A 24,719-nucleotide genomic window follows, 5' to 3' on the forward strand; every position below is an offset into this window, starting at 1 on the left:
TGCCGCCCGCATGTCATGGGCATCTTGAACGTCACCCCGGATTCGTTTTCCGACGGCGGGCACCACGATGCGGCAAATGAAGCGCTTGATCATGCCAGAACGATGATTGCGGAAGGCGCGGACATTCTGGATGTCGGCGGCGAGAGCACCCGGCCGGGTTCGGAGCCGATTTCGCTTGATGTTGAATGGTCGCGTCTCGATCCGGTCCTGGAAGGTGTTATCGCCCTTGGAACGCCTGTCTCCATCGACACCTATAAGGCCGAAATTGCGCGACGCGCCTGCAAGGCGGGGGCCGTCATCGTCAACGATGTCTGGGGTCTTCGGAAAGATCCGGAAATGGCGGACGTTGTCGCGGAAGCCAAGGTGCATGTGGTGATGATGCACAATCGGGAAAGCGCTGACGCCGATCTGGATATTCTCAGCGACATCGACCGTGCATTTGAAACTTCCATGGAATTGGCAGACCGCGCAGGGATCCCCAAGGAAAAACAGCTTCTCGACCCGGGGTTTGGTTTCGGAAAAACCATCGACCAGAATTTTATCATCTTGAATCGCTTCGAAAGCCTTCAGAAGCATGGTCTTCCTCTATTGGCCGGAGCATCGCGCAAGCGGATGGTGGGAACCGTCTTGAATGCTGACATGGAAGAGCGGCTTTTCGGCTCGCTTGCCGTCCATCTTACAGCCATGACAAAAGGTGCGGTCATAGTACGTGCACATGACGTGCGTCCACATGCCGAGTGCGTGCGTATGTTGGAGGCAACCTGGCTGGAACGGAACCCGATCTGAATGCCCATAAGTGAAAACTCTCCGCTTGCTCCAACACGATGTGCCTTGGGGCTTGGATCCAACCTTGGTGATCCGCAAGCAAATCTTGAACACGCCGTCCAGCTGCTGGACCAGACCAGTGGCCTCACGGTCGTGAGGCGCTCGTCCGACTACCGCACACCTCCCTGGGGGCCGGTTCCGCAGGATGACTACGTCAACATATGCCTGGTGGTGGATACGACACTGTCTCCACAAGACCTCCTGAAGCGCTGTCTTGAGACTGAAGCCGAACTCGGACGCGTCCGCGAAATCCGCTGGGGCCCGCGGAAGATCGACATTGATGTTCTGATCTACGGTGTTGAGAAAGTCGAAGAGACAGATCTGGATATCCCGCACCCACGCATGGGGGACAGGGCGTTTGTCTTGATCCCGCTTTCCGAGATCTGGCCAGACGCGCCCCTGGGCGATGGCCGTACGGCGGCGGAGGCCCTAGAGACGTGCCCGGATCAAGAGGGTGTTGTGAAACTGGACTAAGCGCCAGCAAATGACCTCACAGGTGAATGAAACTGTCCATATGGAACCGCGCGTTTGCAGGGTCCTGGCGGTGATCTTTACCTATTGGGCAAGCTCTCCTAGCAAGACAGCCGCTCCAGCAGCTAGCGTTTTTCATTGAAACAAGATGTTCCCGGCATTTCGGAACGTCATATCCGTTTTCAATGGAGAGCGCGCTCACTGGACAGGCGGAGATGCAGGGTTTGTCCCTGCAGGTCTCGCATGGGCCGTCCACTTTGGACGCTACCGCTACTTCGACAACGAGTTCTGACAGGAGTGCAGCCCGAAACCCTGTCCAAGGTCCATAGCGTTGGTGGGCGAGGACGCCCATCGGGCTTTGCGAAAACCCGCCACAGGCCAGGGCCCATTGCTGAAAGGGATGGAACGGAGGCCCCTCGAACGGGAAAAGCGCTTCAAGATCATTCGCGATGGCAATCGCACTCAAAATTCTCTTAGTGTAGCGGTCGAGCGGATCGGGTTTTTCGTCGGAAAATTCCGGGCTTGAGGTCAGGAGCGGCCAAAGAGTTTGGCCAGTGCTGCCAACAAGGAGCAATGACCTTGGGTATTTGCCGCTTTTCAGGGCCGGAATCGGATCGCCGGGGCCGGGTGAAAACCCGCCCAGTACGAAAAAACCAGCGGCTGCAAGACTGTCTGTCAGATCTGCCGCTGGAGTTTCCATATCAATTTTCTTTAGCCGAGCCGTTTACGCTTGGCCAAAGTGCGCAAGCGCAGGGCGTTCAGTTTGATGAAACCTGCAGCATCCTTCTGGTCATACGCGCCCTGATCGTCCTCAAATGTCACAAGCTCTTCAGAATAGAGCGAATATGGAGACGACCTGCCAACCAGGACAACGTTGCCCTTATAAAGCTTCAAACTCACGGTGCCGGTAACATGTTCCTGGCTCTTGTCGATCAGTGCCTGAAGCATTTCGCGCTCTGGCGAGAACCAGAAGCCATTGTATATCAGTTCGGAATAGCGCGGCATCAACTCGTCTTTGAGGTGCGCTGCTCCGCGGTCGAGCGTTATGGATTCCATGGCGCGGTGTGCCGTCAGCAAGATGGTGCCGCCAGGCGTCTCATAGACACCACGGCTTTTCATGCCGACAAAACGGTTCTCGACCATATCCAGGCGGCCAATTCCGTTGTCGCGGCCATAGTCATTCAACTTGGCAAAGAGCGTTGCCGGCGACATTTTTTCTCCGTTGAGCGAAACCGCGTCGCCCTTTTCGAAGCCGATCTCGATTTCGGTAACGACATCCGGTGCCTCGGTCGGGTCGACCGTGCGCTGGTAGACATAGCCCGGCGCCTCTTCCGAAGGATCTTCCAGCACTTTGCCTTCAGAAGAAGAATGCAACATGTTGGCGTCAACGGAGAACGGAGCTTCGCCAAGCTTATCTTTCGGTACCGGGATCTGATGCTTTTCGGCAAAATCGAGCAGATCGGTCCGGGATTTGAACGTCCAGTCACGCCAAGGCGCGATGATCTTGATGTCGGGGTTAATAGCATAGGCTGACAGTTCAAAGCGAACCTGGTCATTTCCTTTGCCGGTTGCGCCGTGGGCAATCGCGTCAGCACCAGTTTCTTCCGCAATTTCGATCAGTCGCTTGGAGATCAGCGGCCGGGCGATTGACGTGCCGAGCAGATAAACCCCTTCATAGACGGCGTTTGCGCGGAACATCGGGAAGACGAAGTCGCGTATGAATTCCTCTCGAAGATCATCAATATAGATTTCCTTGATGCCGAGCATTTCGGCCTTGCGGCGTGCCGGTTCCAGTTCCTCTCCCTGGCCGAGATCTGCAGTGAAGGTTACGACTTCGCAGTCAAATTCTGTTTGCAGCCATTTCAGGATGATGGATGTGTCGAGGCCGCCGGAATAGGCGAGCACGACTTTCTTGATGTCACCATGCGCCATAGAGGAAGGGTCCAGTTCGCTTTTTTGGGACTGTATGTCCGCACCATTGAAAATTTGCGGCAATTTAGCCGGTTCTTTACCCGGCGCAAGCCCTTAGGCGTCGGTAAGGGCAGGACAATCTGTTGCAGGCGGGAAACAGCCTGCAGGTAACACGGGACAGGTTTGAAACTTGCAATTGACCGGAAGGCGGAAGAGGGTGTTAACAGGAAGTGAACGCATCAAGGGGCCAGACTGGGAGGCGGTATGGGTCTGATCGATTTTGAACTCGACGGCTATGACTATCTGACCTTCGGTATCCTGATCCTGGTGGTGATTGCGTTTTTCTACGTGATGGTCACCCTGGGCGGGCTGCCTGGAAAACTTGCGGAAAAACGCAATCATCCGCATGCGGAATCGGTCAAGCTCGGCGGCTGGATCGGACTGTTTACCGTCTTTCCATGGATACATGCCCTGATCTGGGCCTATCACGATTCCATGACTGTTGATGTTCGCAAGCTGCCGAAAAACGCAGACATCGAGACCGAAGATGGTAATGCACCGCAGGCAGGCGAGACGCCTGCAGCGGCAGGTGTTCCGGCGGAGCCGCAGAAAAGCAGTCCAGCTGGCAAGTCTTCATCGCCAGAGGGTGGTGCGAGCTCATGACGATCGCGCTTTTGATCCTCGGCGTTTATGCACTTTTTGCCTGGCTGGTTTTTTACAAGTTTAGATGGTTGAAATTCAATATCGCCTGGGGCGTCGTGACCTTCTGGGTAGGATTTCACGTCCTGTTTCTGCTGGTCGTGCTTCTCCGGTTTTTCACGCCGTACACGATCGACGGGCACGTTATCCGTCAGACGATCCAGATCGCACCGCGTTTGCCGCACCCCACGGTTTTGGAAGAGGTCTTCGTAGCTCAGAACCAGAAGGTGAAAAAAGGCGACAAACTTTACCAGTTCGAAAAGACGCTTTATGCGGCGCAGCTGGCCGAAGCCGTGGCAAATCTGGCCGATGCGCGCCAGAATGCCCTCATTCTCGAAGAAGATATTCACATCGCGCAGGATTCGCTTGAGGCTGCGCAAGCCAGTGAAACTTATGCTGCGCAACAGGTGAAGCGGTATTCAGACCTGGTTCCAAAGGGTGGGGCCAAACAGGAAACACTCGACAAATGGGAGTCGCAGCTTGCGGCAGCTCAAGCTCAGGTCCATGAGGCGCGTGACAACCTGAAAAAGGCTCAACTTGCCGCCGAGGCAAAGATAGACGGCGTTAATGCACAGGTGGCTGCTGCCGAGGCGCAGGTCGAGCAGGCGCAGTATTATGTTGATCAGACAACAATCTATGCGCCGGAAGACGGTGTCATCATTTCCCAGCAGGCGAGGCCCGGCCTCGTCGTCGGCGGGTTCCGGGTTGCATCAATCGCGGCTTTCGTTGCCGACGCTGATCCCTATTTTCTGGCAACTTTTTACCAGGAACATCTGAAATTCGTGGAACCAGGCCAGCCGGTTGAAGTGGCGCTCGACATTTACCCGGGGCAGATTTTCACCGGCAAAGTCAAGGCGATCTGGGACGGTACCGGCCAAGGTCAGATCATTCCGCGGGGCCGCGTGCCTGAGTTTATGTTCATGAGTCCGCAAGGCCGATTTGCAGTCGAGATCGATCTTGATGACGACCCCGCGCTGAAACGTTATCCCGCCGGAGCTCACGGCGCGGCAGCCATTTACACCGGTGGAGGTGGCGGTTGGGTCGCGGTTTTGCGGCGTGTGAACATGCGGCTCTATTCGTGGGTCAATTTCATTGTTCCCTTTGATGTGTGAGTGAGAGTTTCAGCGTATGGGGCGGTTGCGAAAATTGAGTCGTTGGGGAGTGCTCGCAGGCGTGCTTTTCGCTGGTGGCTGCATGGTCGGACCCGATTTCGAGCGGCCCGATGCACCTGTTCTCGACAGCTGGAGCAAAGGCGCAAATCTCACCATCGACAGCCGGACCGGATTCACCAGCCGCAGCGCTCATTCCGTGCCGTGGTGGCACGTCTTCAAGGATGAAACGCTCAACAGCCTGATTGCACAGGCGTACCGTCAGAATGTCGGCCTGCAGGCCGCCGGGGTCAGGGTCTATCAGGCCCGCGCACAACTTGGTATTGCGACCGGTGAACTGTTTCCGCAGGTTCAGGAGTTGAACGGCGGATCCAAAAGCATCCGGTTCAGTGCCAAGGACCCGTTCATTCGCGATCTGGAGAGAGTTGGCCTGGTCAACGATCACATTACGCGTGTGTCGACGGGGTTCGATGCTGCCTGGGAAATTGATGTCTGGGGCAAGATCAGGCGCGATATCCAGTCTGCCGATGCGAACCTGAAGGCCAACATCGCTTCTTATGACGATGCGCTGGTGACACTGACCGGTGATATTGCCGCCACCTACGTTACGATACGCGAATTACAGCAGCTGATCACGTCGGCGCGCAAGAATGCTGCGCTTCAGAAAAAGTCTCTCGATCTCACACGGTTGCGCCTTGAAAACGGAGCCGCAACCAAGCTGGATGTCGACGAAGCTACGGTGCTTTACAACAACACGCTGGCGTCCATTCCCGGATATGAAGCAGAACTATCACAAGCATATAATGCATTGAGCCTGCTGTTGAGCGAGCCTCCGGGCGGCATGAAAGCACGGCTTCGATCGGGTGGCCGCTATCCAAGGGTTCCGGCAGAGGTTGCGGTCGGTGTTCCAGCCGACATGCTTCGCCGGCGCCCTGACATCCGGCAGGCAGAATATGTGGCGGCAGCGCAATCGGCACAGATCGGGGTCGCCAAGGCTGATCTTCTGCCCGCCTTTACGATCTCCGGTGCTATCGGCGTGAGAGCTGATGACTTTTCAAACCTCTTCAACAACGGCTCGACAGCGGGTTTCATCAATCCTGGATTTTCCTGGAATTTCCTGAATTACGGACGCATCCAGAACAACGTCCGGGTGCAGGATGCCAAGTTCCAGGAAACACTTCTGAACTACAAGAACACGGTTTTGAACGCATATGCGGAAGTTGAAAATGCGCTTACGGCATTTTTGCGCTCAAAGCAGGAAGCGGTCTATCTCAGGCGCAGTGTCAGGGCTGCCCGCAGCTCGGTGGGTGAAGTCGAGGCGCAGTACCAGGACGGTACCGCGTCTTACAATCGCGTGGTCGATGCACAAAGAAGTCTGCTTCTGGCCGAGACGCGCCTAATTGCAGCACAGGCCAATGTGCTTACCAATCTGATTGCCGTTTACAAGGGTCTGGGCGGCGGCTGGGTGCCGGAAAATGTCAAAGGTCTGATCTCAGACGAAACCCGTCAACAAATGGCGGAACGGACACGCTGGGGCAAACTTCTGGAGAAGCCGGTTGGGGACGCTGGCTAGAATTGAGGCGAGCCGGGTCTTGCAGCTTCCCGACAAGGCAAAGCTGGGCTGTCAGGCGGTCTTTGTTCCGTATCTTGCCAGAAACATGTCGACACTTTCCTCAATGATCTTTTCCATCTCGGCACGCTCCGGCACACGGCTGGCATAGATATTCGGGTAAAAAGCCCTTGATTTGAGAAGACCCAGAAACTGCTCGGCGGCGACCGATGGATCGTCTGCGGACAATTTGCCTTCGGTAATGGCTTCCTGGATGTGTTCGGCGAAAACGGAAAGCTTGGTCATGCGGCTGTTCATATCCGCCGCGAGTTCGGGGTCGCGGATGGTTTCGCTCATGATCATGCGGGCCAGGCTCATGAAACAGGGGTTTATCATCAGTTCCCCCTCGGCCCAACCCAGACGGATCAGCGTCTCGCGGATAGGGAGATCCGGGTCATACGGCATTTCCAGCGCCGAGTTGATCTGATCGGCCAGGCACTGATTAATGCCTTTGAAGAGCACTTCCTTGCTTTCGAAGTGATTGTAGACCGTACGTTTGGATACCTGTGCGCGATCTGAAATGCGATCCATGCTCGCACCCGCGAAGCCTCTTTCCTGAAATTCCGCGATTGCCGCTTCGATGATCTGCTTTTTTTCTGGTCAGATACCGACATGGTCAGCTCATTTTGCCCCGGATTGCCTGTTCACCTGATTGCCGTGCCCCGCCCCTTTCATCCCAAAAATGCGCCCTATGTAAACTGTGGCGTTTACAGATGCGAAATCTGAGATTAAACTGCACGGTGTAGTTTACTTCCTTTAGCCAGATAAGGCCAGCCAAAGGAGCCTCCTCCTCATGTCTGTTACATTCAAAATCAACGGGGAAACGCGCACGCTCGATGCAGACCCCGAGAGCCCGCTGCTGTGGGCATTGCGCGATGAGCTTGGAATGACCGGAACCAAATTCGGTTGCGGTATCGCTGCCTGCGGTGCTTGCACCGTACATTGGGACGGTGTCGCCATTCGGTCCTGCCAGACACTGGTAGGGGACCTTGACGGTGCTGAAATCACCACCATCGAGGGTATCAACACCAAAGCCGCCGAAGCCGTTCAAACGGCCTGGAACGAACTGGACGTTCCGCAATGCGGCTATTGCCAGTCCGGACAGATCATGGCTGCAACCGCTTTGCTCGCCGAAACGCCGAAGCCGACCGACGAAGACATTGACGCTGCCATGGACGGGAACGTCTGCCGCTGCGCCACCTATGCCCGTATTCGCAAGGCCATTCACCTTGCCTCCGACAAGATGGAGGGCTAACCGATGTTGCACCTCTTGCAAAAACCTCTTGAAGCCGCTCAGCCGAGCCGCCGCAGCTTCCTGAAGATCTCCGCCGGAACCATCGGTGGGCTTGTACTGGCGATGAACCTGCCGCGCGCAGCGCAGGCCGCTGCTGGTGACGGGGAGCTGGTCCAGCCATTCGTTCATATCCGCCCGGACAACACAGTCATTGTTTTGTCCAAGCACCTCGACAAGGGGCAGGGCACGGCCACGGGTCTGGCGACACTTGTTGCAGATGAACTGGACGCCGCGATTGAACAGGTCTCGGCTGAATTCGCGCCCTCAAATCCCCAGGTCTACGCCAACACGCTGTTTGGTGTTCAAGGTACTGGCGGTTCCACCGCCATGGCGAACTCGTTCATGCAGTACCGGCAGGCGGGAGCTGCTGCCAAAGCCATGATTGTTGCAGCTGCTGCAAAGGACTGGGACGTGCCGGCTGGAGAAATCTCCGTTTCAAACGGCGTCGTCTCTCATGCCTCCGGAAAGTCGGCAACACTTGGCGAGCTGGCTGGTCTGGCTGCTGCGGAAGATGTGCCTGCCGAACCCGTTCTGAAAACACCCGATCAGTGGGTCTATATCGGCAAGTCGTTCCCACGTGTTGACGTCAAGAACAAAACGGTCGGTGCGCCGAACACCTACACAATGGACTTCCAGCTGGACGGTCTTCTGGTTGCGACCGTTGCACGTGCACCCCGGTTTGGTGGCAAGGTCAAATCCTTCGATGCGACCGAAGCCAAGAAAATCCCCGGTGTTGTGAACGTTCTGCAGATCCCGAATGGTGTTGCTGTTGTCGCAACGTCCACATGGCCTGCGATCAAGGGGCGTGAACTGCTTGAAATCGAATGGGACGACAGCGCTGCTGAAACCCGTTCCAGCGATGTCATGATGGCAGAGCTGAAAGACATGACCACCAAGCCTGGCCTGAAAGTGCGCGAAGATGGTGACATTGATGCCGCTCTGGAAGCATCGGCTCGGGTGATCGAGGAAGATTTCGATTTTCCCTTCCTTGCCCATGGTGCGATGGAGCCGTTGGATGTGGCGATCTCCTTTGACGGTGAAAATGCTGAACTTTGGCTTGGCTCCCAGATCCAGACCATCGATCACAACGTGGCAGCCACTGTCCTCGGCATTCCGTTCGAGAAGGTCAAGATCAACACTTTGTGGGCTGGTGGTTCTTTCGGCCGCCGGGCGCAAGCGGACGCGCACCCAGTGGTCGAGGCAACAACTCTTGCCAAGGCCATGCGGGCAGACGGTATGGACGCTGCGCCGGTGAAAATCGTATGGACTCGTGAAGACGATATGGCCGGTGGCTATTATCGACCCATGTCCGCGCACAAGGTCAAAGTTGGTCTCGATGAGAACAACAATGTTACGGCCTTCAAATACACCATTGCTGCCAAATCCATCATCAAAGGCACGCCGTTCGAGCAGATGCTCATGAAGGACGGTGTCGACCACAACATGACTGAAGGGGCGCATGACACCACATATGCGTTCCCGATGATGAACATGGATCAGGCCTTCCAGGAAACCCAGGTTCCGGTTCTCTGGTGGCGGTCTGTCGGTCACACGCACACGGCGTATGTCATGGAAACCATGATCGATCGTCTGGCAAAGGAAGCTGGGAAAGACCCGGTAGCCTATCGTCTGGAAATGCTCAAAGACGATCCACGGAAAGTAGCCGTGCTGAAGCTTGCGGCGGAGAAGGCCGGTTGGGACACGCCGCCCGCTGATGGTCGTTACCGCGGTGTCGCCGTGCACAAGTCCTTCGGTTCCTATGTTGCCGAAATTGTCGAAATCTCCTTCCGGGACGATGACACGGTGAAGGTGGAAAAGGTCATCGCGGCTGTCGACTGCGGTACGCCGATCAACCCGGACAACATCATAGCCCAGGTTGAAGGCGGCATCGGATACGGCCTGGGTGCCATTCTGCGCAACCAAGTGACGCTGACCGACGGTGTCGTTGAAGAGACCAACTTCGACACCTATGAGCCGATCCGCATGTCCGACATGCCGGAAATTGAAGTGCATATTTTGGCTTCGAATGAAGCTCCAACGGGCATCGGCGAACCGGGAACCCCTCCGATAGGCCCTGCGGTGGCAAATGCGATCGCCGCGGCAAAGGGCAACTGGGTGACCAGCCTGCCGCTGGCCAAGAACGGTCTCGTTTGAACTGTCCTGCCTGCATAACGTAAGAAAAGGCCGCCTCCGGGCGGCCTTTTTGTTGGTTTCTAGATCCGATTAGGATCCGCTATTGCGTCGGCCGGAAGTCTTCCGGCACATAAAACGTATAGTCCCGTTCAGCGACGGCCACATGGCATACATGGCAATACGTCATGAGGTCCGGGTTTGCTCCCATTGTATCGCCATAGATAGAGCCATCCGGGATGACCATGAAATAGCGCCAATCCGCTGTCTCGGGACTGGTGCCGGAAGCGAGTTTTTCCATTCCAAATAGAGCGCCAGGAAAAACGCGGCCGTCGTCGGTCACGGTAATGCTGTCCTTGACCAGGATGGATCCGGCCGGCAAAAGCTCGCCCTCTTCGAGATCCGCATAGTTCGATGCAATGGCGTTGGCATAGTTGTTGACGTAACGCTGGCCGTGCGTTGCAGAGATGTAGGGTGCGGTATTGAAGAGCGGCCATGACTGGTACTCCTCGATTTCCTTCAGCTGGGACATCGCGTAGCTGGCTGCGAGGCGGTTTTTCAGATCGTCATAAATCGCCGACGCTTCAGCGCCGGTCAATTCCGCCGGATTTTCAATGGCGATGTGACTGTCGATGGCTGCATCCTGCCCGAATGCTGCGGTGCTGATATGACCAATAAGAAAGGCAATACATATGGTTTCGCCGGATTTCATGTGCAGGGACCTTCTCCTCAAAAGCCGCCGGACCGCCGGCGAGACTGGAGTGCCTCAAGGATAGGTAATGCAGCCTTAGCTGTAATTCATGGTGGTAAAAATGACGTTCACACGGAATTGTCCGGTGTTGAACGGCTTTGCGCGGTGAAGCTCACCAACAAAACCAAAAACAGCGGCCGTTTGGCCGCCGCAGGTCGCAGTTTCAGAACGTGAGCACTCAGGACGCTGCGAGTGCTTCACGATCCTTCTTGCGCATACGTTCCGATGCTGATTTCAATTGGCCGCATGCAGCGAAGATGTCCCTGCCACGTGGTGTCCTTATCGGGGACGCGTAACCGGCGCGATTGACGATGTCGGCAAATTCCTCGATCCGTTCCCAATCCGAGCACTCGTATTCAGACCCTGGCCACGGGTTGAACGGGATCAGATTGATCTTGGCGGGGATGCCTTTCAGCAGACGAACAAGCTCCAGGGCTTCCCGATTGCTGTCGTTCACCCCTTTCAACATGACATATTCAAAGGTAATGCGTTTGGCATTGGAGAGGCCCGGATAGTTTCTGCAGGCTTCCAGCAGTGCTTCAATGTTCCATTTCTTGTTGATCGGAACCAGCACATCGCGCAAGTCGTCGCGAACGGCGTGCAGGGAGATGGCCAGCATGCAGCCAATTTCGTCTCCCGTACGGAAAATCTCCGGAACGACACCGGACGTGGACAGCGTGATGCGGCGTTTGGATAGAGACAGGCCGTCACCGTCGGACGCGATCAGGAGCGCTTTCTTGACATTGTCGAAATTGTAGAGTGGTTCCCCCATACCCATCATGACAATGTTGGAAATGAGACGGCCTTCGGAAGGAACAACGGCTCCCTGAGGTGTGTCAGCATCAGGAAAATCACCCAGCCTGTCGCGGGCCAGCAGAATTTGCGAAAGGATTTCCTCAGCCGTCAGGTTGCGAACCAGTTTCTGTGTTCCGGTGTGGCAGAAAGTGCAGGTGAGCGTGCAGCCGACCTGAGAGGAAACACAAAGCGTGCCTCGTCCTTCTTCGGGAATATAAACCGTTTCCACTTCAACCGGACGGCCTGCGCCACGCGGCGGAAACCGGAACAGCCATTTGCGCGTACCATCGACAGAAATCTGCTCGGATACGATGTCGGGACGTGCAATCGAGAAATGATCGTCCAGCTTCTGACGCAGGTCCTTGGCAATGTTGGTCATCTGCGAAAAGTCGGAAACACCGCGCACATAAAGCCAATGCCAGAGCTGCGAAGACCGCATCCGCCATTGTTTTTGCGGTATGCCAATGGTGCCAAGCATCTCACCAAGATCTTCGCGTGACAGGCCGATCAAGGTCGGTTTGTCTTCGGCCGCCGGCTTATTTGCCGGGTCAGCTGTAACTGTCGGCGCGTTCGCGTTGTCCCGCGCGATATCGAGCGTAATCGCCATGTCGTGATCCATCATCTCATCCGGCGCACGATTTTGCTGTTCTTTGAGAAGAAAACGCGTCTGCCGGGCAACCTGACGTGCAGGTTAGAATTCAAGCGCTCCCAAAACCACAAAATGGCCGGAAAATCAAGGTTCGCAACTTGAAGGGAACCTGTCACACGTTCTCAAAGGAGCGCGGCAAACACAATTGCCCGGAAAAGCTGAAACTGCTTTCCCGGGTTTTTGCCAGTAGTCTGACAATATCTGGCGCGTTAGCGGCAGGCCGATCCTGCGGTGTCGATCGCGGCTGTGACGCCCGACAAGGAGAACTTGTAAGTCGTACGGGTGCCTCGGCTGGATTCACCGGCCACCGTCATTTCCCGACCGGCTTTCATGGCCGAGACAAGCTGAGCTTCCGTTGCCGCATTCTCCACCCAGGCACCATCATTGTTGGTGAAGAGTGTGAATGTCTTTCCGTCAATGTCCACAGACACGGAAGACTTGTCTTTAAAGGGATAGCCGACCAACAGGCTCGGTTCGGAGCTTACGCCCTCGGCCGGCCGTGATGTCACGAAAAAGAAGACATCTCCGTGATTGCGGTCGCCGGGAAGCAATGTTGTCGGCTTGGTCAGCGCATAACAAACCTTCCCGCTGCCACCGGTCAGGGCATAAGCTGCCCAATCCTTGTGTTGCTTTATGAGCGTCGGGGTTTGCGCGAAAGCCACTGCACTCGAAACGGCAAGACCTGCAATGGCCAGAACCAGCGATTTTGCTTTCATCATCTCCACACCGTTTGGACTTGAGTTTCAGTCAATTCTATTCAATTGCCGACAGTCATATAAACCTTGCTTTAATGATAAATTAAAGCGGGTTACGAAAGGGTTGAAGCTCGGCAATTGTTTTTTGTTTTTTGGACGCTTCATTTTCCGGCACCGTCGATCCATAGCTTCATGGCTCTCAAGGTTAATCGAGGCAACAGTGTGGCAGACTGTAGTCCCCCCTTTCGAAAATCGCCGAACCTGCTAAAGATTGATGCGTAACCGAACGGCCGGCAGGGAGTAGAGTGGCCTTTGGCGCAAGCGCAGTATTTTTCCGGACTGATCGTAAAGGTCGCTGCAGAGCGGGACAAAACCGCTTTTGTGGAGTTGTTCGATCATTTTGCCCCACGTCTGAAGGGTTACCTTATGAATCAGGGGGCCGATGGCGCATTGGCGGAAGAAATCGCCCAGGACGTGATGGTGACACTCTGGCGCAAGGCGGAACTGTTCGATCCCAAAAGTCTTCCGCAAGCACATGGCTTTACAGAATCGCGCGAAACCGGCGCATTGACCGGCTTCGGCGGCAAAAAACAGCCGAGCTTGATCCCGAAGAACCCGCGTTGCAGCCGACGCCTCTTCCGGATGTCGCAGACGAAATGGATGCGCGGCTTCGCGAAGAACGGGTCCGGGCTGCGTTGACAAAACTGCCTGACGAGCAAAAGGAAGTTGTTCGACTGGCCTTTTTTGCCGGCCAGTCTCACAGTGAAATTTCAGAATCAACCGGTTTGCCGCTTGGAACCGTCAAATCCAGGATCAGGCTTGCGTTTGGACGTCTGCGACAGCTGATCGAGGCCGACGAGGCGGTTGATGTGGACTAGCCGTCTGCTTCTTGTCGCGACACTGGTGCTGGGTGCCGTTCCGTCCGCCATTGCCGATGCCATGCCTGACGGATTTGTTTACCTGAAAGACTATGTGCCCGATATCCGGCAGGACATTCGATATGCAGGCCGGCAGAATTTTATGCGCAAGCGATTGCCTGGTTATGCGGCGAAAGAATGTGTTCTAACGGAAGCAGCGGCAAAAGCGCTTGCAAAAGTGCAAAATGCTGCTGTTCAGGACGGATTTTCCCTTGTTGTGTTCGATTGCTATCGACCGCAGACTGCCGTTGACGCCATGGTTGCCTGGGTTGGTTCAGGTCAAGAGACAGACAGCGAATATTATCCTTCCGTTCCACGGTCACAATTGATCCGTCAGGGTTACATCGGTGCGAAAAGCAGTCACGCCAGAGGGTCAACCGTGGATGTTGCCCTGGAGTTGTTTGAGGTAGCCGATCCCCGGAAACAGCCGTCAGTCTGTTCGCGAGGTGACCGGGGTACAGCTGATTTCGGTACACCGTTCGATTGTTTCGACCCGGCAAGCCGCACCGACGCCACTGTCGTCGGAAAGCAGGCGCAGCAATTGCGCAGGAAACTTGTCGACCTGATGCGGCTTGGAAACTTTCGGAATTATCCTGGAGAATGGTGGCATTTCACGCTACAGGGCGAGCCATACCCGGACCGTTCCTTCAGTTTTGCGATTGAAAAACGTTAATTTCCAAAGTGTTTTGACACTATCTCGGGCCATTTCAGGCTGCGCTTATCAAGCAGTTCCGAAAAAGAGGCCGATTGTGAGCCGCGTCACATCCACTGTCTTTCATGCTGTCTATGGTTGGTAGTAGATCTTTTTTATAGCTCATGGTTGTGAAGCCTGTTCTGCGCATTGGCGCACGCGAAACCGAATTTGAGACCCTGCCGGACGATCACGGGCCGCGGTGGAAATAGCGCTAGGCACGACTAATGTGCGGCTCGTCCGCCAGGGGCCGGGATTTTACCGGCCTAAGGGCCGGAACCGGGAGCTATTTGAGACTTTTGGTCGTGTGGTGATTTGAGGATGAGATAGATCCATTCAAGAAAGTTCGAGGTGTATTATGGCCAAGTTGCTACGTCTGCTCGGCGGCGTGTTGCCGTTTCTTCTGCTTGTTTCGTTTGGGCTACCGGCATCGGCACAAAGCACCTATCTGAACGACAAGCAAACCTTTGATACCGCCTGGACCCTCCTGGCCGAGCAGATCGGCGATAGCGACCTATTATGGCTGGGGCTCGAGCCTGACAGTGTCTCCGTGATTGCTGCGACCGGACAGAGCGGGGAAGAATTCAATCTTTGGACGGTTCGTCGCATCAAGAAGGACCAGGGCTTCGTGGATAGTGTTCACGGGCCAATGCACATGGCCGATGGTCCAAAATTCATCGTTCCGCCCGGGCGTTACAGTCAGGCAGAGCTGCAAATTTCCAGATTGTGGACGATCCTCAGCAACGCACCGGAAGGCCTGCCGACGAGAGCGCCAGGCGAAGTGACCGCGGCAACGGCTTCTTTGGGGCCGGTCCTGGGTCAGGCGAACTGGGCCGTCAAGTGGAACATTTCCATCAAAAGTGGCCGCGAATTCGGTCAGGTTTATGTTCTGGCCGACGGTCGGCTCGACGGTGCCGATATCAGTCACACCGAGCGGGGCCGCTCCATGAACTTGCGGACCCAATCCGATTGGCCTTTCGAGAATGCCCAGGGCCGTTTCGCCGATATCTTTGATGGAGGAGAAAATGTTTTTAAAATCAGCGTCTTGACCCATGGAGTCGAAATCGACGCTGTGAAACCGGCCGATCCGGCACAAGTTCAGGGTTATCGATGGAACGGCGGAAGCTTTCGTCAGAGCGCTGTTAGCAAGCCGATTTCATTCTACACGTTGACAGGCGGGAGCCTGCCATTCGCCATTACAGCCAGCGGACTGGCACGCCTGCCTCAGATCCTTGCCGCCGCGCGCGCCGAGGCACCAGCGGGCTGGACCCATATCGATCGCGTTGAAGCAACCAGACCTCCGCCGGCAGGCAGTGAGAGTGGTGTGCTGTGGGTCATCGAATTGCAGAGCGCCCCGGGCGGCCGCGAAAAAGCTGTGGTGCGGGTGCGCCCCGATGCCAGCATCCATTCAGCCACCTTGCCGGAAAGCCTGCGCGCCTTTGAAAGCTATATGTCGCTTAAGGGCATGTCGGACGCGTTCGTGCAATTTCAGAATGCGCTTGGCAAAGATATCAGGTTCTTTGAAATGACCTTCCGCGAGGACCGGGCCAGCATTACGATGCCGGACCCCGAAGCTCCTGGCAATGTCGTCGATTACACTCTGGGCAGCAGTGGCATAACGCGCGGCTTTTCCCGGCCGCGCATCATGGAAAATGACGTGGACCTGATCACCTTTGCCCAGGCAGCCCAATTTCATCATCAGCTGATCACCCATGTTCCGGCAATGCTGGTGAAAGCGTTCAAAACCGAAAATGCCGAGGTCTTCAAGATCAAGCTTTGGAACGGGGCGCCCTTCTACAAAGACCCGAAAGGTGCACTCTTCATGCAGATGTATGTGGGTGTACCGCCGCAGCACAACAACAGCGGTCACGCCGTGTTCCGGTTCGACGGTGAATATGTTGACGGTGGCCGATAGCGCCCCGCGAATTCGAAGAGTACGGACTAGTCGGCAAAGATTGGCACCAGTTCAGATACGGCGGTGTCGGCATATCTTGAACCGGCAAAGACCGATCCGATTTCGAATTCAAGCCAGGTGGTCTCCTGTGGCGCACCAAAAGTGAATCGGTTTGCGCTCATGTCATCGGGCAGCGACACGTCTTGGATAGAGCCGTCAGACAAGGTGACCATCGCGGTTTTGACGCGCGCATTTTTTCGATAAATGTCGCGGTTTTTGGCATAACCGTTGGTAATCTGAAATCCAGCCACGCGGCGTGGACGGTCGAAGGATATCAGAATCTTCTGCCCGGAACCGTTGCCCTGCACACCTTCCACCCAGGCTGTCGACGGATTTTGATCGAACAGATTGCCTGGGCCATACCGGTTGCCGAATTGCGGATCGAGAATTGAACTGGCGCAAAATTCCACAGTTCCGCCGAGGTCTCTCACCGATCGGCAGAGATCACGATGATAAGGTGGTGCCGGCAAGTGCCTTGGTTCGGCCCGACCAACCGTGAGAGGAGCTGTTGCCTTGGCAGGCCCAACATCTTCTGTGGCCCCTGGTGTGCTTGACTGGACCACAGGTGCGGTGCCGTTCGACGACTTTCCTCCAAAATAGAACTCACCGATCAGTGCTTCATTCAGCCAAGGGAGCTGGCGTTCGCCGGTGGAGACATAAACACTCTCGCGCACCTTGCCCATCAGGTGACGGACTTCCAGGTCCGGCGTGTCGATCAAACGGGCAAGGGCTTCGGTAAACGGGCTATTGTTGCCGCTGCCGTCCAGTGCGACATCTCCTGGTGAAGTCGCAAATGCGATCATCATTCCGGCGGCATTCGCTTCGAGCCGGGCGAGGCCGTTGTCAGCGCCACGTGACAACGAGCGCGGTAACGGATTGTTGCGGCAGGCATCCAGAAACACGAGTTTCAGTTTGGCGCCGGAGGCTTCCATGATTTCCAGAAGGTCATTTGCCTTGAGCGCTTGTGCTGGAAGATCCGTGGAGGCTTCGATTTCGGCGTCGACGGGAAGCAACCAATTGCGCCCGTTCACCTGCACGCCGTGACCCGCATAAAACACCAGAGCGACGTCGGCACCTTGAGATTTGCGGCCAAAAAGCTTCAAACCGTGCCAGAAATCCTGACGGCTGCCATCTATGATCCGAACCACGTCAAATCCGAGAGCCGACAGTTTGTTGGAGATAAGGTTGGCGTCATTTGCCGGATTACGCAGCGATGGCATCGCCTGATAGGCACCGTTGCCGATCACAAGCGCTGTTTTGCCTGCTGCCAGGACGGAACCGGGTCCGGCGATTGCCAAAAAGATAATCAGACCCGCAATTGCTTTCCCTATTTCGGTCATCGGCGGCCTCCCAAGCGGTTAGAATGAAAACCGCTGCCCGGTCATTAAGGCAAGGAAAATTTTGTCGAAGAGGCCGGCTGCTGCCAATGGGCTTTCCGGCGAGAAAGGAGTGGTTGGGGCGGTGTCTGAAGGTAAAACGCCGATCCAGCATGGCTATCGCTTCAGCCATGGCCACATTGATGCCGAACTTGACCGAGATCTTATAAGGCCGACTGCAAGGCACCCGAAAGTCGGCTCCTGTCTGACATTCTGTTAGCCGGATGGTGGCCACATTCGTTCCGCAGGTGTCGCTTAGGTGCAATGGATTGTAAATAATGCGATTTTCGCTCCAATTCCCGATGCATGTCCGGGCACTCAAACGCGCATTGACTGCGGACGGGAGCAAATCAATCCCGGCGGGTAGACAGCTGCTGTACCCAGACCAACTCACAAAAGAACAGCAAGGAAAGCCGGCAAATTAAGGTGCTGAACTCACGTTTATCACATCGAAGGATTGGCACGCGCACAAATACAACCAGTGATAGAATTTGCAATCTTTGATCAACTATTCAGACTTAAGCCAATGGAAGATTTTCACCCATGCATCAAGGCGAACTCGATCCTCAAGCGCTTGATCACCTTATTGAAGTCGCTAAGCATCATGAGTTGGCAGCAGATCGCGCCAAGATTGAATTTGAATACTCCATAGGAGAAGAACCTCTAACCGAGATGCGCTTTCTGCGAGATCGCGCAGGATCTGGGTTTGCAGGTCTCCTCGAAGCGGCTGTCATGGAGCCAATTTGGGAGACTGGGTCAGGCCTATCCGGTCATTCTTGTCCTCAAGTCGGGCGAAACCTTCCTGATTTCCGGTTACTCGGAAGACCCGGATACAGGCACGGACTATGTCTTTTCAGCGCAGAGATGCCTGGAGACCAAGCAATTCGAGCATGAACCGATTGCGGCAGCGGACATAAGCCGGGGTTGGAAAGGCACGATTTATCTCTTCAGGAGAACCACGGACGAGACTGTTGCCAGCGCCTTCGGCCTGAGCTGGTTCTTCAAAGAAGCCCTAAAACAGAAAGTGCTGTTTACGGAGATCATTCTCATCGCTCTTATGATCCACGCTACTGCCTTGGCCGTTCCGCTCTTTTTCCAGATCACGGTCGACAAGGTGCTTGTCCATCAAAGCTTTCAGACATTGAATGTGCTCGCAGTCGCTGTCGTGATTGTGCTGCTGTTCCAGGGCGTATTCAACTTTCTGCGCAATTATCTTCTCGCATTCGCAACGTCGAAAATCGATATTAGAACAGCCACCCGGACGTTCGGTCATCTGGTCCGGCTACCCCTTTCGTTCTTTCAGCGCTCGACTGCCGGCGTCTTGACCAAGCATATGCAACAAACGGATGAAATTCGGGATTTTCTGACCGGCAATGTCCTGACCACAGCCCTCGATGCGACCGCGCTGTTTGTGTTCATTCCGCTTCTCTTTCTCTACAGCTGGGAGCTGGGACTCATCGTGGTCGGTTTTTCGCTTCTGATTGCGATGGTCATCGCGGGGATGATCCGGCCATTTTATTCTGCCCTCATGCGCCTGTACTCGGCGGAAGGTGAGCGGCAGTCCCTGCTTGTAGAGAGCATTCACGGTATTTCGACCATCAAGAGCATGGCTCTTGAGCCCAAGCGAAGCCGCACCTGGGACAACAGTTCGGCTCAATCGGTCCGGACCAACTTCAATGTCGATAAAATCGGAACGACTGCGGAGAGCGTCGTCCAAACGCTCGAGCAGCTGATGTCGGTCGCCATTTTGTTTGTGGGCGCTCATATGGTCTTCAAAGGCGACATGACAGTCGGCAAGCTGATTGCATTCAAAATGCTGTCCAGCAATGTCAGTCAACCGCTGATCAAGATTGTCGAGATGATCCATGAGTATCAAAAGGCGCGCCTGGCAGTCAGGATGCTTGGCAACATTATGAACACCAGGACCGAGGGTAATTCGGTTTCACAAACGCTTACGCCAGAGGTCTCGGGTCAAATCGCCTTTGAGAACGTCACATTCAGCTATGACGGTTCGGACAAGCCTGCGCTTCAGGACGTATCATTTTCAATCGAGGCCGGTGAAACAATTGGTATCGTCGGGGAGAGCGGATCGGGAAAATCCACACTGGCCCGGCTTGTCCAGGGCCTATATGCCGTCAATGACGGTAGAGTGAAATTCGATGGGATTGATCTCCGGGAAATCGATCTTGCGCATTTGCGGCGATCGGTGGGGATCGTTCTGCAGGAAAACTTTCTGTTTCGAGGAACCGTACGAGACAATATCGCTCTGACAGTGGCGCACGCGCAGTTGAAAGATGTCAGGACGGCGGCTCACCTTGCAGGTGCAGCCGGTTTTATCGAAGATCTGCCTTCTGGCTATGACACGTTCCTGGAAGAAAATGCCACAAATCTCTCGGGCGGCCAGCGGCAAAGGCTAGCGATCGCGCGGGCGCTGTTACGCAATCCCAGACTGCTTATTTTTGATGAAGCAACGTCCGCGCTCGATGTTGAGTCAGAAACCGTCATCCAAGGCAATCTTAGCAAGATAGCCGATGGCAGAACCATGCTGATTATCGCCCACCGCCTGTCGACCCTGCACGACGCCGATCGCATTCTGGTGCTGGACAAGGGGCGTATCGAAGCCTTCGCTCCGCGCCGGGAGCTGCTCGATGAACAGAGCCCGCGGTTCTCTCCGGTATTTCAAAGAATGTGGGACATTCAGGTCAAAAATGCTCTTGGGGCTGACCATGCGTGATCCGTTCGGCTACCGGAAAACCCGCGAACTGGCCGAGCTTGCAGATGGTACGTCAGATAAGGTCGAGCGGCATGCGATTCCCTTTCAGCCAGACGCTGTCGAAGTCGAGTTGAAGCGTTTGCCTTATTTGGCGCGGGTTTCCCTCTACACCATCCTGTTTCTGATTATGTCGGCTATCGGCTGGGCGGCTTGGGCTCAGATAGACAGGACCGTCACAGCACGCGGCAAACTGGTCAGTCAGTCGAGAACGGTTGTCAAACAACCCTATCAACCGTCGGTCATCCGGAGTTTGGACGCAAAAGCCGGGGACTACGTGAAAGAAGGCAATTTGATTGCGTCTCTCGACCCGACGCTCACCAAGGCCGACAGGGGGCAGCTACAGGCAAAAATCCGCCTTCTTGAGTTGGAAGGTGCGCGCCTTGAAGCCGAGCAATCCGGCCTTGCTTTCAGACCCGAGCAAACGTCCGATCTTTCCGATCTGCAGCTTGAGCTCTTCAAACGGCGTCAGTTGGAGAAGGATGCAACGCTGGAAAAGTTTCACGCTCAGGTCCAGACCCTCGATTCGCAGATCGAAGTGGCCCGTGCGCAGGCTTCGCAATTTCTAGCGCAGAAGGAACTGGCAAGAATCAAGCTGGGCAACGCTGAAAAACTGCTGAAATCGAATGCGGGTTCACGCATCCGGTTTCAGGAAGCGTCTGCGGAGGCTGAGCGCCTGGAAGCTGCTCAAGTGGAAAAGGAGCGGGAGCAGGAGCGGTATGCGAGCCAGAAAAACGTGGTCCAGGTGGAGCGGGAACTTTTCCTGTCGTCTTACGCGCTCAGTATCGAGGAACGAATGCTGGCAATTGCGACGGAGCTTGAACAGTTGCGCTTCGATCTGCAGAAAATCGTGAAAATGGGCGAGTTCGATGAGTTCAGAGCCGACTCGGACGGCATCATCCTGGAGGTCACCAACAAATCTGTCGGCTCCGTTGTCGAAGCTGCCGAAGTTCTGTTCACATTCGTCCCAACCGATAAGGGATTGGATGTTGAACTCGACTTGACGCCGCAGGATATCGGATGGGTTCACGTCGGACAGCCAGTTCGCATCAAGCTGGATCCCTTTCCGTTTCAGCGGCACGGCACATTGGAAGGTGAACTGGCCTCGATCAGTCCGGATGCCCTTCAAGACCAGTCCAGTGGGCAGACGCAGGTCTACTACAAGGCGCGTGTGTCCATCACCGGCAACAAGCTCCGAAATCTGCCTTCCGGATTTGAACTGCTTCCGGGCATCACTTCCACTGCAGAAATCAAGATCGGCAAGCGGTCAATCCTCTCCTATCTGACCGATCCGTTCCACAAAGCCCTTGATGAGAGTTTGAAAGAGCCAAACTGATGCGGCGGATTCGCAAAAATCTGATCACAGGGCAGTTGCCCGCGGATGACCCAAGTGCCTTGCAGGCTGCGCTGAGTGCAAGAGAAGCCAATCTTCTTGGCGAAAACGGTCTTGTACATGGACAGGACCGGTATGTAGCCACTGCTTCGCCGGGAGACCTTGTCTTGCCACTGGATCAGCTCAGCGAAGAGCAGCAATCCCTGTTGGAGGAGCGTATGGGAAAGCTGGCCAGTCACACGGTTGGGCGAGGCCGCGAGCTTGAATTGAGCGAATATGTCAAAGACGGTGTTTCGATAGCCGAACCGTCCGATATTGATGCGTTGATAGGCCTTGGTGCGGCGATCGCTTCCGAAACGGCTTACCGGTCAATTGCCTTCGACGGTCTCCGGGCACGTGAATTTGCAGAAATGTATCTGGCTGAACCCGAGACACATAAGATCTTTGTTCACAAATCCCGAGGACGCCTCCAAGGTGCTCTCTTCGGATACATTACCGATTACATTTTTTCGCGCGACCTGATGGCTGCCGAGGAGCTGTTCTACATTTATCCCGAGGATCGCAGGTCGCGGATTGCGGTTAAGCTTATGCGTGCTTTTGAAACCTGGGCACGGACCAAATCCGTCATCGAAATCTGTTTTTCGGTCTCCACGCAGACTGAAGCCGACCGTATCGGGCGTTTCTACGAGAAGATGGACTACGCGCGGGTTGGCGGCGTCTATAAGAAAAAAATGTAGAGAAATACAACTTATGGTGTTGAGTTCTGCAAGTGCGTATTGTAATTTTTAGCGGGGCTTATCAGGAGATATTGCGGATGTCATTTCTTCCGGGTCAAGGCCGAGCCCTTATTCACGTTACAGATAACGAGATCATTGTTCCTGAGGGTGTTCTTTCGACCCGTGAGATTGCAGTGATCTGCAACGACCTCGGACGAAGACCTTCAGAGTTGACTGTCGGGGGTAAAGAGGCTCTCGTGAATCCGGTCTCCGGCCTGAACGCTTACGGCGGCGGTGGAGGTGGCAGCGGTTCTGGAGGCGGTGGCTCGTCCCGTTCTTCAAGCAACAGATCCAGTTCGTCGTCAAGACCGGCCGCCTCTAGCCGACGCGCAAGCAGCGGTGTGCCCAGCATATCCGCCAGCCAGACGAGAACTTCTGTGGGTCCTTCCAGCAGAGGTGGTTTTCGAGGCAGCCGGGCAAAAGCGGCGCGGGCCAACGTGAGCAGTTCCAGGACAACGACCACAAGCAGCAGGCCCACCAGTTCAAGTGGCCGCGCGCACATCAGCGCCAGTTCTTCGCGCTCACGGTATAGTCAGGTTTCCCGCAACACGTCTGCGATGTCCCGTGGACCAACCCGGCGGGGTGGATATCGAGGTGACCGGGCAGCAGCAACAAGGTCCTCAAGTTCGGAAGTTTCCCGAAACCAGACGATCGGCTCGCGCGGACGGGCTCATACTAGTACATCTTCCTCTCGATCCGGCTCAAGTCTGCAGTCTGGAGCTACATCGGTGATGTCTGGCGGACCTTCGCGGCGTGGGGGATATCGTGGACAGCAGGCTCAGGCCGTCAGAGCTTCGGGATCTGGAGCGACGAGGAACAGATCCAGCGCCTCGGTTGGCCGAGCGCATATCTCTGCGAATTCTTCCCGTTCTCAATCAAGTCGATTGTCACAGGTCGGGGCAAACGTCTCGCGTGGGCCATCTCGGCGAGGTGGCTACCGAGGACCAAAGGCCCGACAGGTGCGCGAAGGCCGATCCATGTCGAACACGAACACGACGGCATCACGCACCTCTCAAGGGCGTGCGCATATTCCGGCAAGCTCATCCCGGTCTCGTTACAGCCAACTCACAGGGGGGCAGGTTCAGGTTTCCCAAGGGCCGCCCCGGCGGGGTGGTTACCGAGGCAGCCGGGCTCAGGCGGTCAGAGGCTCGAAAGCTCTCTCCACCGCTTCCAACCGACGATCCTCGGAAGGCAGGGCGCATATCCCGGCAAGTTCGCCCAGATCACGCTATTCCAGTCTTCAGGAAAACAAAACCAGGCTCTCCAGCGGTCCTCCCCGCCGCGGCGGGTTCCGGGGTGATCGGGCAAAAGCCACGAGATCTGCGGCAAAAACGAGAACGAGCCGATGGTCGGCGAATTTCGCAAAGCGATTGAGCGCTGATGGGGGAGCGATTATCAATCGTGGCACGCTGCCAGCATCTAAGATCCCCAGCAGAGTTATCAGATGGGGAACAAGGCTTGGGGTTTACAAAGCCACCTATGAGACCCGAATTACTGCATCGGGCACTGCGCAAGTGCGGGTGAATATCGACAACAATCTTGCCAATGTCCTGTCGGGAAGAAACGCGACCAGCAAACTCGGAAAACTCTGGGGCAATACGGGCGGGAGGCTCGTTCGCCTCGTACCGAACAGAGTGCGTGTCACTTATTCGCAAGGCCTCGACTCCAAGGGTCTCGTTGCCGCCACGAAGGATATCGGCTGGAACTACAGTCAGAAGAAGAAGACAAGCACGCTCGGCGGATTTGCCGGATATCGATACAATTTTTCTACCGGTTCTCATTCTTTAATCAGCAGCGGAAGCCGAGTCGGACCGAACAACAAAGGTGCATTTGTGAATGGAGGGCTGAGACTATCCGACTAAGGCCTGGAAAATTCACGCAGGTGCTGTGTTTCTTCGCGGCCCTTTCGGGCTGGTCGGCCTATCTGACCGCAAACGCCTCCGCGACGGATGGCCGGGTGTTTC

21 protein-coding genes and 1 pseudogene are annotated in these 24,719 nt (G+C 55.5%); 14 read left to right on the forward strand and 8 right to left on the reverse strand.

Annotated elements, in window-relative coordinates:
* The first annotated feature begins 15 nt into the window (after positions 1 to 15).
* Together folP and folK are read left to right on the forward strand one after the other, a co-directional pair.
* The gene (folP, locus tag ACZ1HV_RS17670; RefSeq protein WP_472718465.1) at positions 16 to 786 is read left to right on the forward strand and encodes a dihydropteroate synthase; all 771 of its coding nucleotides are present in this window, start codon (positions 16 to 18) and stop codon (positions 784 to 786) included.
* Positions 787 to 1,299 (forward strand): 2-amino-4-hydroxy-6-hydroxymethyldihydropteridine diphosphokinase, encoded by a 513-nt coding sequence (gene folK, locus ACZ1HV_RS17675; protein WP_472715884.1) that lies wholly within the window; start codon positions 787 to 789, stop codon positions 1,297 to 1,299.
* Positions 1,300 to 1,315: 16 nt separating this feature from the next.
* Here the strand turns inward: folK and ACZ1HV_RS17680 are convergent, their stop codons facing one another.
* Together ACZ1HV_RS17680 and ACZ1HV_RS17685 are read right to left on the reverse strand one after the other, a co-directional pair.
* Positions 1,316 to 1,996: a hypothetical protein gene (locus tag ACZ1HV_RS17680; RefSeq protein ID WP_472715885.1), complete on the reverse strand. Its 681-nt coding sequence runs from the start codon at positions 1,994 to 1,996 to the stop codon at positions 1,316 to 1,318.
* Between the two features lie 11 nt (positions 1,997 to 2,007).
* The gene (locus ACZ1HV_RS17685; RefSeq protein WP_472715886.1) at positions 2,008 to 3,228 is read right to left on the reverse strand and encodes an argininosuccinate synthase; all 1,221 of its coding nucleotides are present in this window, start codon (positions 3,226 to 3,228) and stop codon (positions 2,008 to 2,010) included.
* A 243-nt stretch (positions 3,229 to 3,471) separates the two neighbouring features.
* Here ACZ1HV_RS17685 and ACZ1HV_RS17690 point away from each other — a divergent pair, with 243 nt between their 5' ends.
* The 3 genes from ACZ1HV_RS17690 to ACZ1HV_RS17700 are packed head-to-tail and all read left to right on the forward strand — an operon-like array spanning position 3,472 to position 6,588.
* Positions 3,472 to 3,870, forward strand: coding sequence for a DUF3302 domain-containing protein (locus ACZ1HV_RS17690; RefSeq protein WP_298817320.1), 399 nt, complete (start codon positions 3,472 to 3,474; stop codon positions 3,868 to 3,870).
* Positions 3,867 to 5,018 carry an HlyD family secretion protein gene (locus ACZ1HV_RS17695; protein WP_298963614.1) on the forward strand — a complete coding sequence of 384 codons (1,152 nt, stop codon included), beginning with the start codon at positions 3,867 to 3,869 and terminating at the stop codon, positions 5,016 to 5,018. Before ACZ1HV_RS17690 ends, ACZ1HV_RS17695 begins: the two co-directional genes overlap by 4 nt.
* A 34-nt stretch (positions 5,019 to 5,052) precedes the next feature.
* Positions 5,053 to 6,588 (forward strand): efflux transporter outer membrane subunit, encoded by a 1,536-nt coding sequence (locus tag ACZ1HV_RS17700; RefSeq protein ID WP_472715887.1) that lies wholly within the window; start codon positions 5,053 to 5,055, stop codon positions 6,586 to 6,588.
* Between the two features lie 51 nt (positions 6,589 to 6,639).
* Here the strand turns inward: ACZ1HV_RS17700 and ACZ1HV_RS17705 are convergent, their stop codons facing one another.
* Entirely contained in the window at positions 6,640 to 7,155 is a 516-nt protein-coding gene (locus ACZ1HV_RS17705; protein WP_472715888.1) for a TetR/AcrR family transcriptional regulator, read from the reverse strand.
* A 262-nt stretch (positions 7,156 to 7,417) separates the two neighbouring features.
* Here ACZ1HV_RS17705 and ACZ1HV_RS17710 point away from each other — a divergent pair, with 262 nt between their 5' ends.
* The gene (locus tag ACZ1HV_RS17710; RefSeq protein ID WP_472715889.1) at positions 7,418 to 7,879 is read left to right on the forward strand and encodes a (2Fe-2S)-binding protein; all 462 of its coding nucleotides are present in this window, start codon (positions 7,418 to 7,420) and stop codon (positions 7,877 to 7,879) included.
* Between the two features lie 3 nt (positions 7,880 to 7,882).
* Positions 7,883 to 10,072 (forward strand): xanthine dehydrogenase family protein molybdopterin-binding subunit, encoded by a 2,190-nt coding sequence (locus ACZ1HV_RS17715; protein ID WP_472715890.1) that lies wholly within the window; start codon positions 7,883 to 7,885, stop codon positions 10,070 to 10,072.
* Positions 10,073 to 10,151: 79 nt separating this feature from the next.
* On the opposite strand, the gene ACZ1HV_RS17720 is transcribed toward ACZ1HV_RS17715, so the two are convergent.
* The 3 genes from ACZ1HV_RS17720 to ACZ1HV_RS17730 all read right to left on the reverse strand — a co-directional run bounded on the left by ACZ1HV_RS17720 (position 10,152) and on the right by ACZ1HV_RS17730 (position 12,962).
* Positions 10,152 to 10,760, reverse strand: coding sequence for a cytochrome P460 family protein (locus ACZ1HV_RS17720; RefSeq protein ID WP_472715891.1), 609 nt, complete (start codon positions 10,758 to 10,760; stop codon positions 10,152 to 10,154).
* A gap of 217 nt (positions 10,761 to 10,977) precedes the next feature.
* Entirely contained in the window at positions 10,978 to 12,201 is a 1,224-nt protein-coding gene (gene rlmN, locus ACZ1HV_RS17725; RefSeq protein WP_472718466.1) for a dual-specificity RNA methyltransferase RlmN, read from the reverse strand.
* A gap of 251 nt (positions 12,202 to 12,452) precedes the next feature.
* Positions 12,453 to 12,962: an invasion associated locus B family protein gene (locus ACZ1HV_RS17730; RefSeq protein WP_298817305.1), complete on the reverse strand. Its 510-nt coding sequence runs from the start codon at positions 12,960 to 12,962 to the stop codon at positions 12,453 to 12,455.
* A gap of 288 nt (positions 12,963 to 13,250) precedes the next feature.
* Between ACZ1HV_RS17730 and ACZ1HV_RS17735 the strand changes: the two are divergent.
* From ACZ1HV_RS17735 to ACZ1HV_RS17745, 3 genes and pseudogenes are all read left to right on the forward strand, one after another.
* Positions 13,251 to 13,816, forward strand: a pseudogene (locus ACZ1HV_RS17735) (sigma-70 family RNA polymerase sigma factor).
* The gene (locus ACZ1HV_RS17740; protein ID WP_298985319.1) at positions 13,806 to 14,528 is read left to right on the forward strand and encodes a M15 family metallopeptidase; all 723 of its coding nucleotides are present in this window, start codon (positions 13,806 to 13,808) and stop codon (positions 14,526 to 14,528) included. Before ACZ1HV_RS17735 ends, ACZ1HV_RS17740 begins: the two are co-directional and overlap by 11 nt.
* A 376-nt stretch (positions 14,529 to 14,904) precedes the next feature.
* Complete coding sequence (locus ACZ1HV_RS17745; protein WP_472715892.1) at positions 14,905 to 16,461, forward strand: hypothetical protein; 1,557 nt, start codon at positions 14,905 to 14,907, stop codon at positions 16,459 to 16,461.
* Positions 16,462 to 16,487: 26 nt separating this feature from the next.
* Here the strand turns inward: ACZ1HV_RS17745 and ACZ1HV_RS17750 are convergent, their stop codons facing one another.
* The gene (locus ACZ1HV_RS17750) at positions 16,488 to 17,840 is read right to left on the reverse strand and encodes an NADase-type glycan-binding domain-containing protein (RefSeq protein WP_472715893.1); all 1,353 of its coding nucleotides are present in this window, start codon (positions 17,838 to 17,840) and stop codon (positions 16,488 to 16,490) included.
* Positions 17,841 to 18,582: 742 nt separating this feature from the next.
* Between ACZ1HV_RS17750 and ACZ1HV_RS17755 the strand changes: the two genes are divergently transcribed.
* The 3 genes from ACZ1HV_RS17755 to ACZ1HV_RS17765 are packed head-to-tail and all read left to right on the forward strand — an operon-like array spanning position 18,583 to position 22,716.
* Entirely contained in the window at positions 18,583 to 20,610 is a 2,028-nt protein-coding gene (locus ACZ1HV_RS17755; protein ID WP_472715894.1) for a peptidase domain-containing ABC transporter, read from the forward strand.
* Complete coding sequence (locus tag ACZ1HV_RS17760; protein WP_298985325.1) at positions 20,603 to 21,982, forward strand: HlyD family type I secretion periplasmic adaptor subunit; 1,380 nt, start codon at positions 20,603 to 20,605, stop codon at positions 21,980 to 21,982. Before ACZ1HV_RS17755 ends, ACZ1HV_RS17760 begins: the two co-directional genes overlap by 8 nt.
* Positions 21,982 to 22,716, forward strand: coding sequence for a GNAT family N-acetyltransferase (locus ACZ1HV_RS17765; protein ID WP_298817292.1), 735 nt, complete (start codon positions 21,982 to 21,984; stop codon positions 22,714 to 22,716). Before ACZ1HV_RS17760 ends, ACZ1HV_RS17765 begins: the two co-directional genes overlap by 1 nt.
* 262 nt (positions 22,717 to 22,978) lie before the next feature.
* Here ACZ1HV_RS17765 and ACZ1HV_RS17770 read toward each other — a convergent pair whose 3' ends face one another.
* The gene (locus ACZ1HV_RS17770) at positions 22,979 to 23,257 is read right to left on the reverse strand and encodes a hypothetical protein (RefSeq protein ID WP_472715895.1); all 279 of its coding nucleotides are present in this window, start codon (positions 23,255 to 23,257) and stop codon (positions 22,979 to 22,981) included.
* A gap of 475 nt (positions 23,258 to 23,732) precedes the next feature.
* Between ACZ1HV_RS17770 and ACZ1HV_RS17775 the strand changes: the two genes are divergently transcribed.
* On the forward strand, positions 23,733 to 24,617 hold the full coding sequence (locus ACZ1HV_RS17775; protein WP_472715896.1) for a hypothetical protein: 885 nt from the start codon (positions 23,733 to 23,735) through the stop codon (positions 24,615 to 24,617).
* Positions 24,618 to 24,719 lie beyond the last annotated feature (102 nt).

Source organism: Roseibium sp. JB4-4, assembly GCF_055693425.1.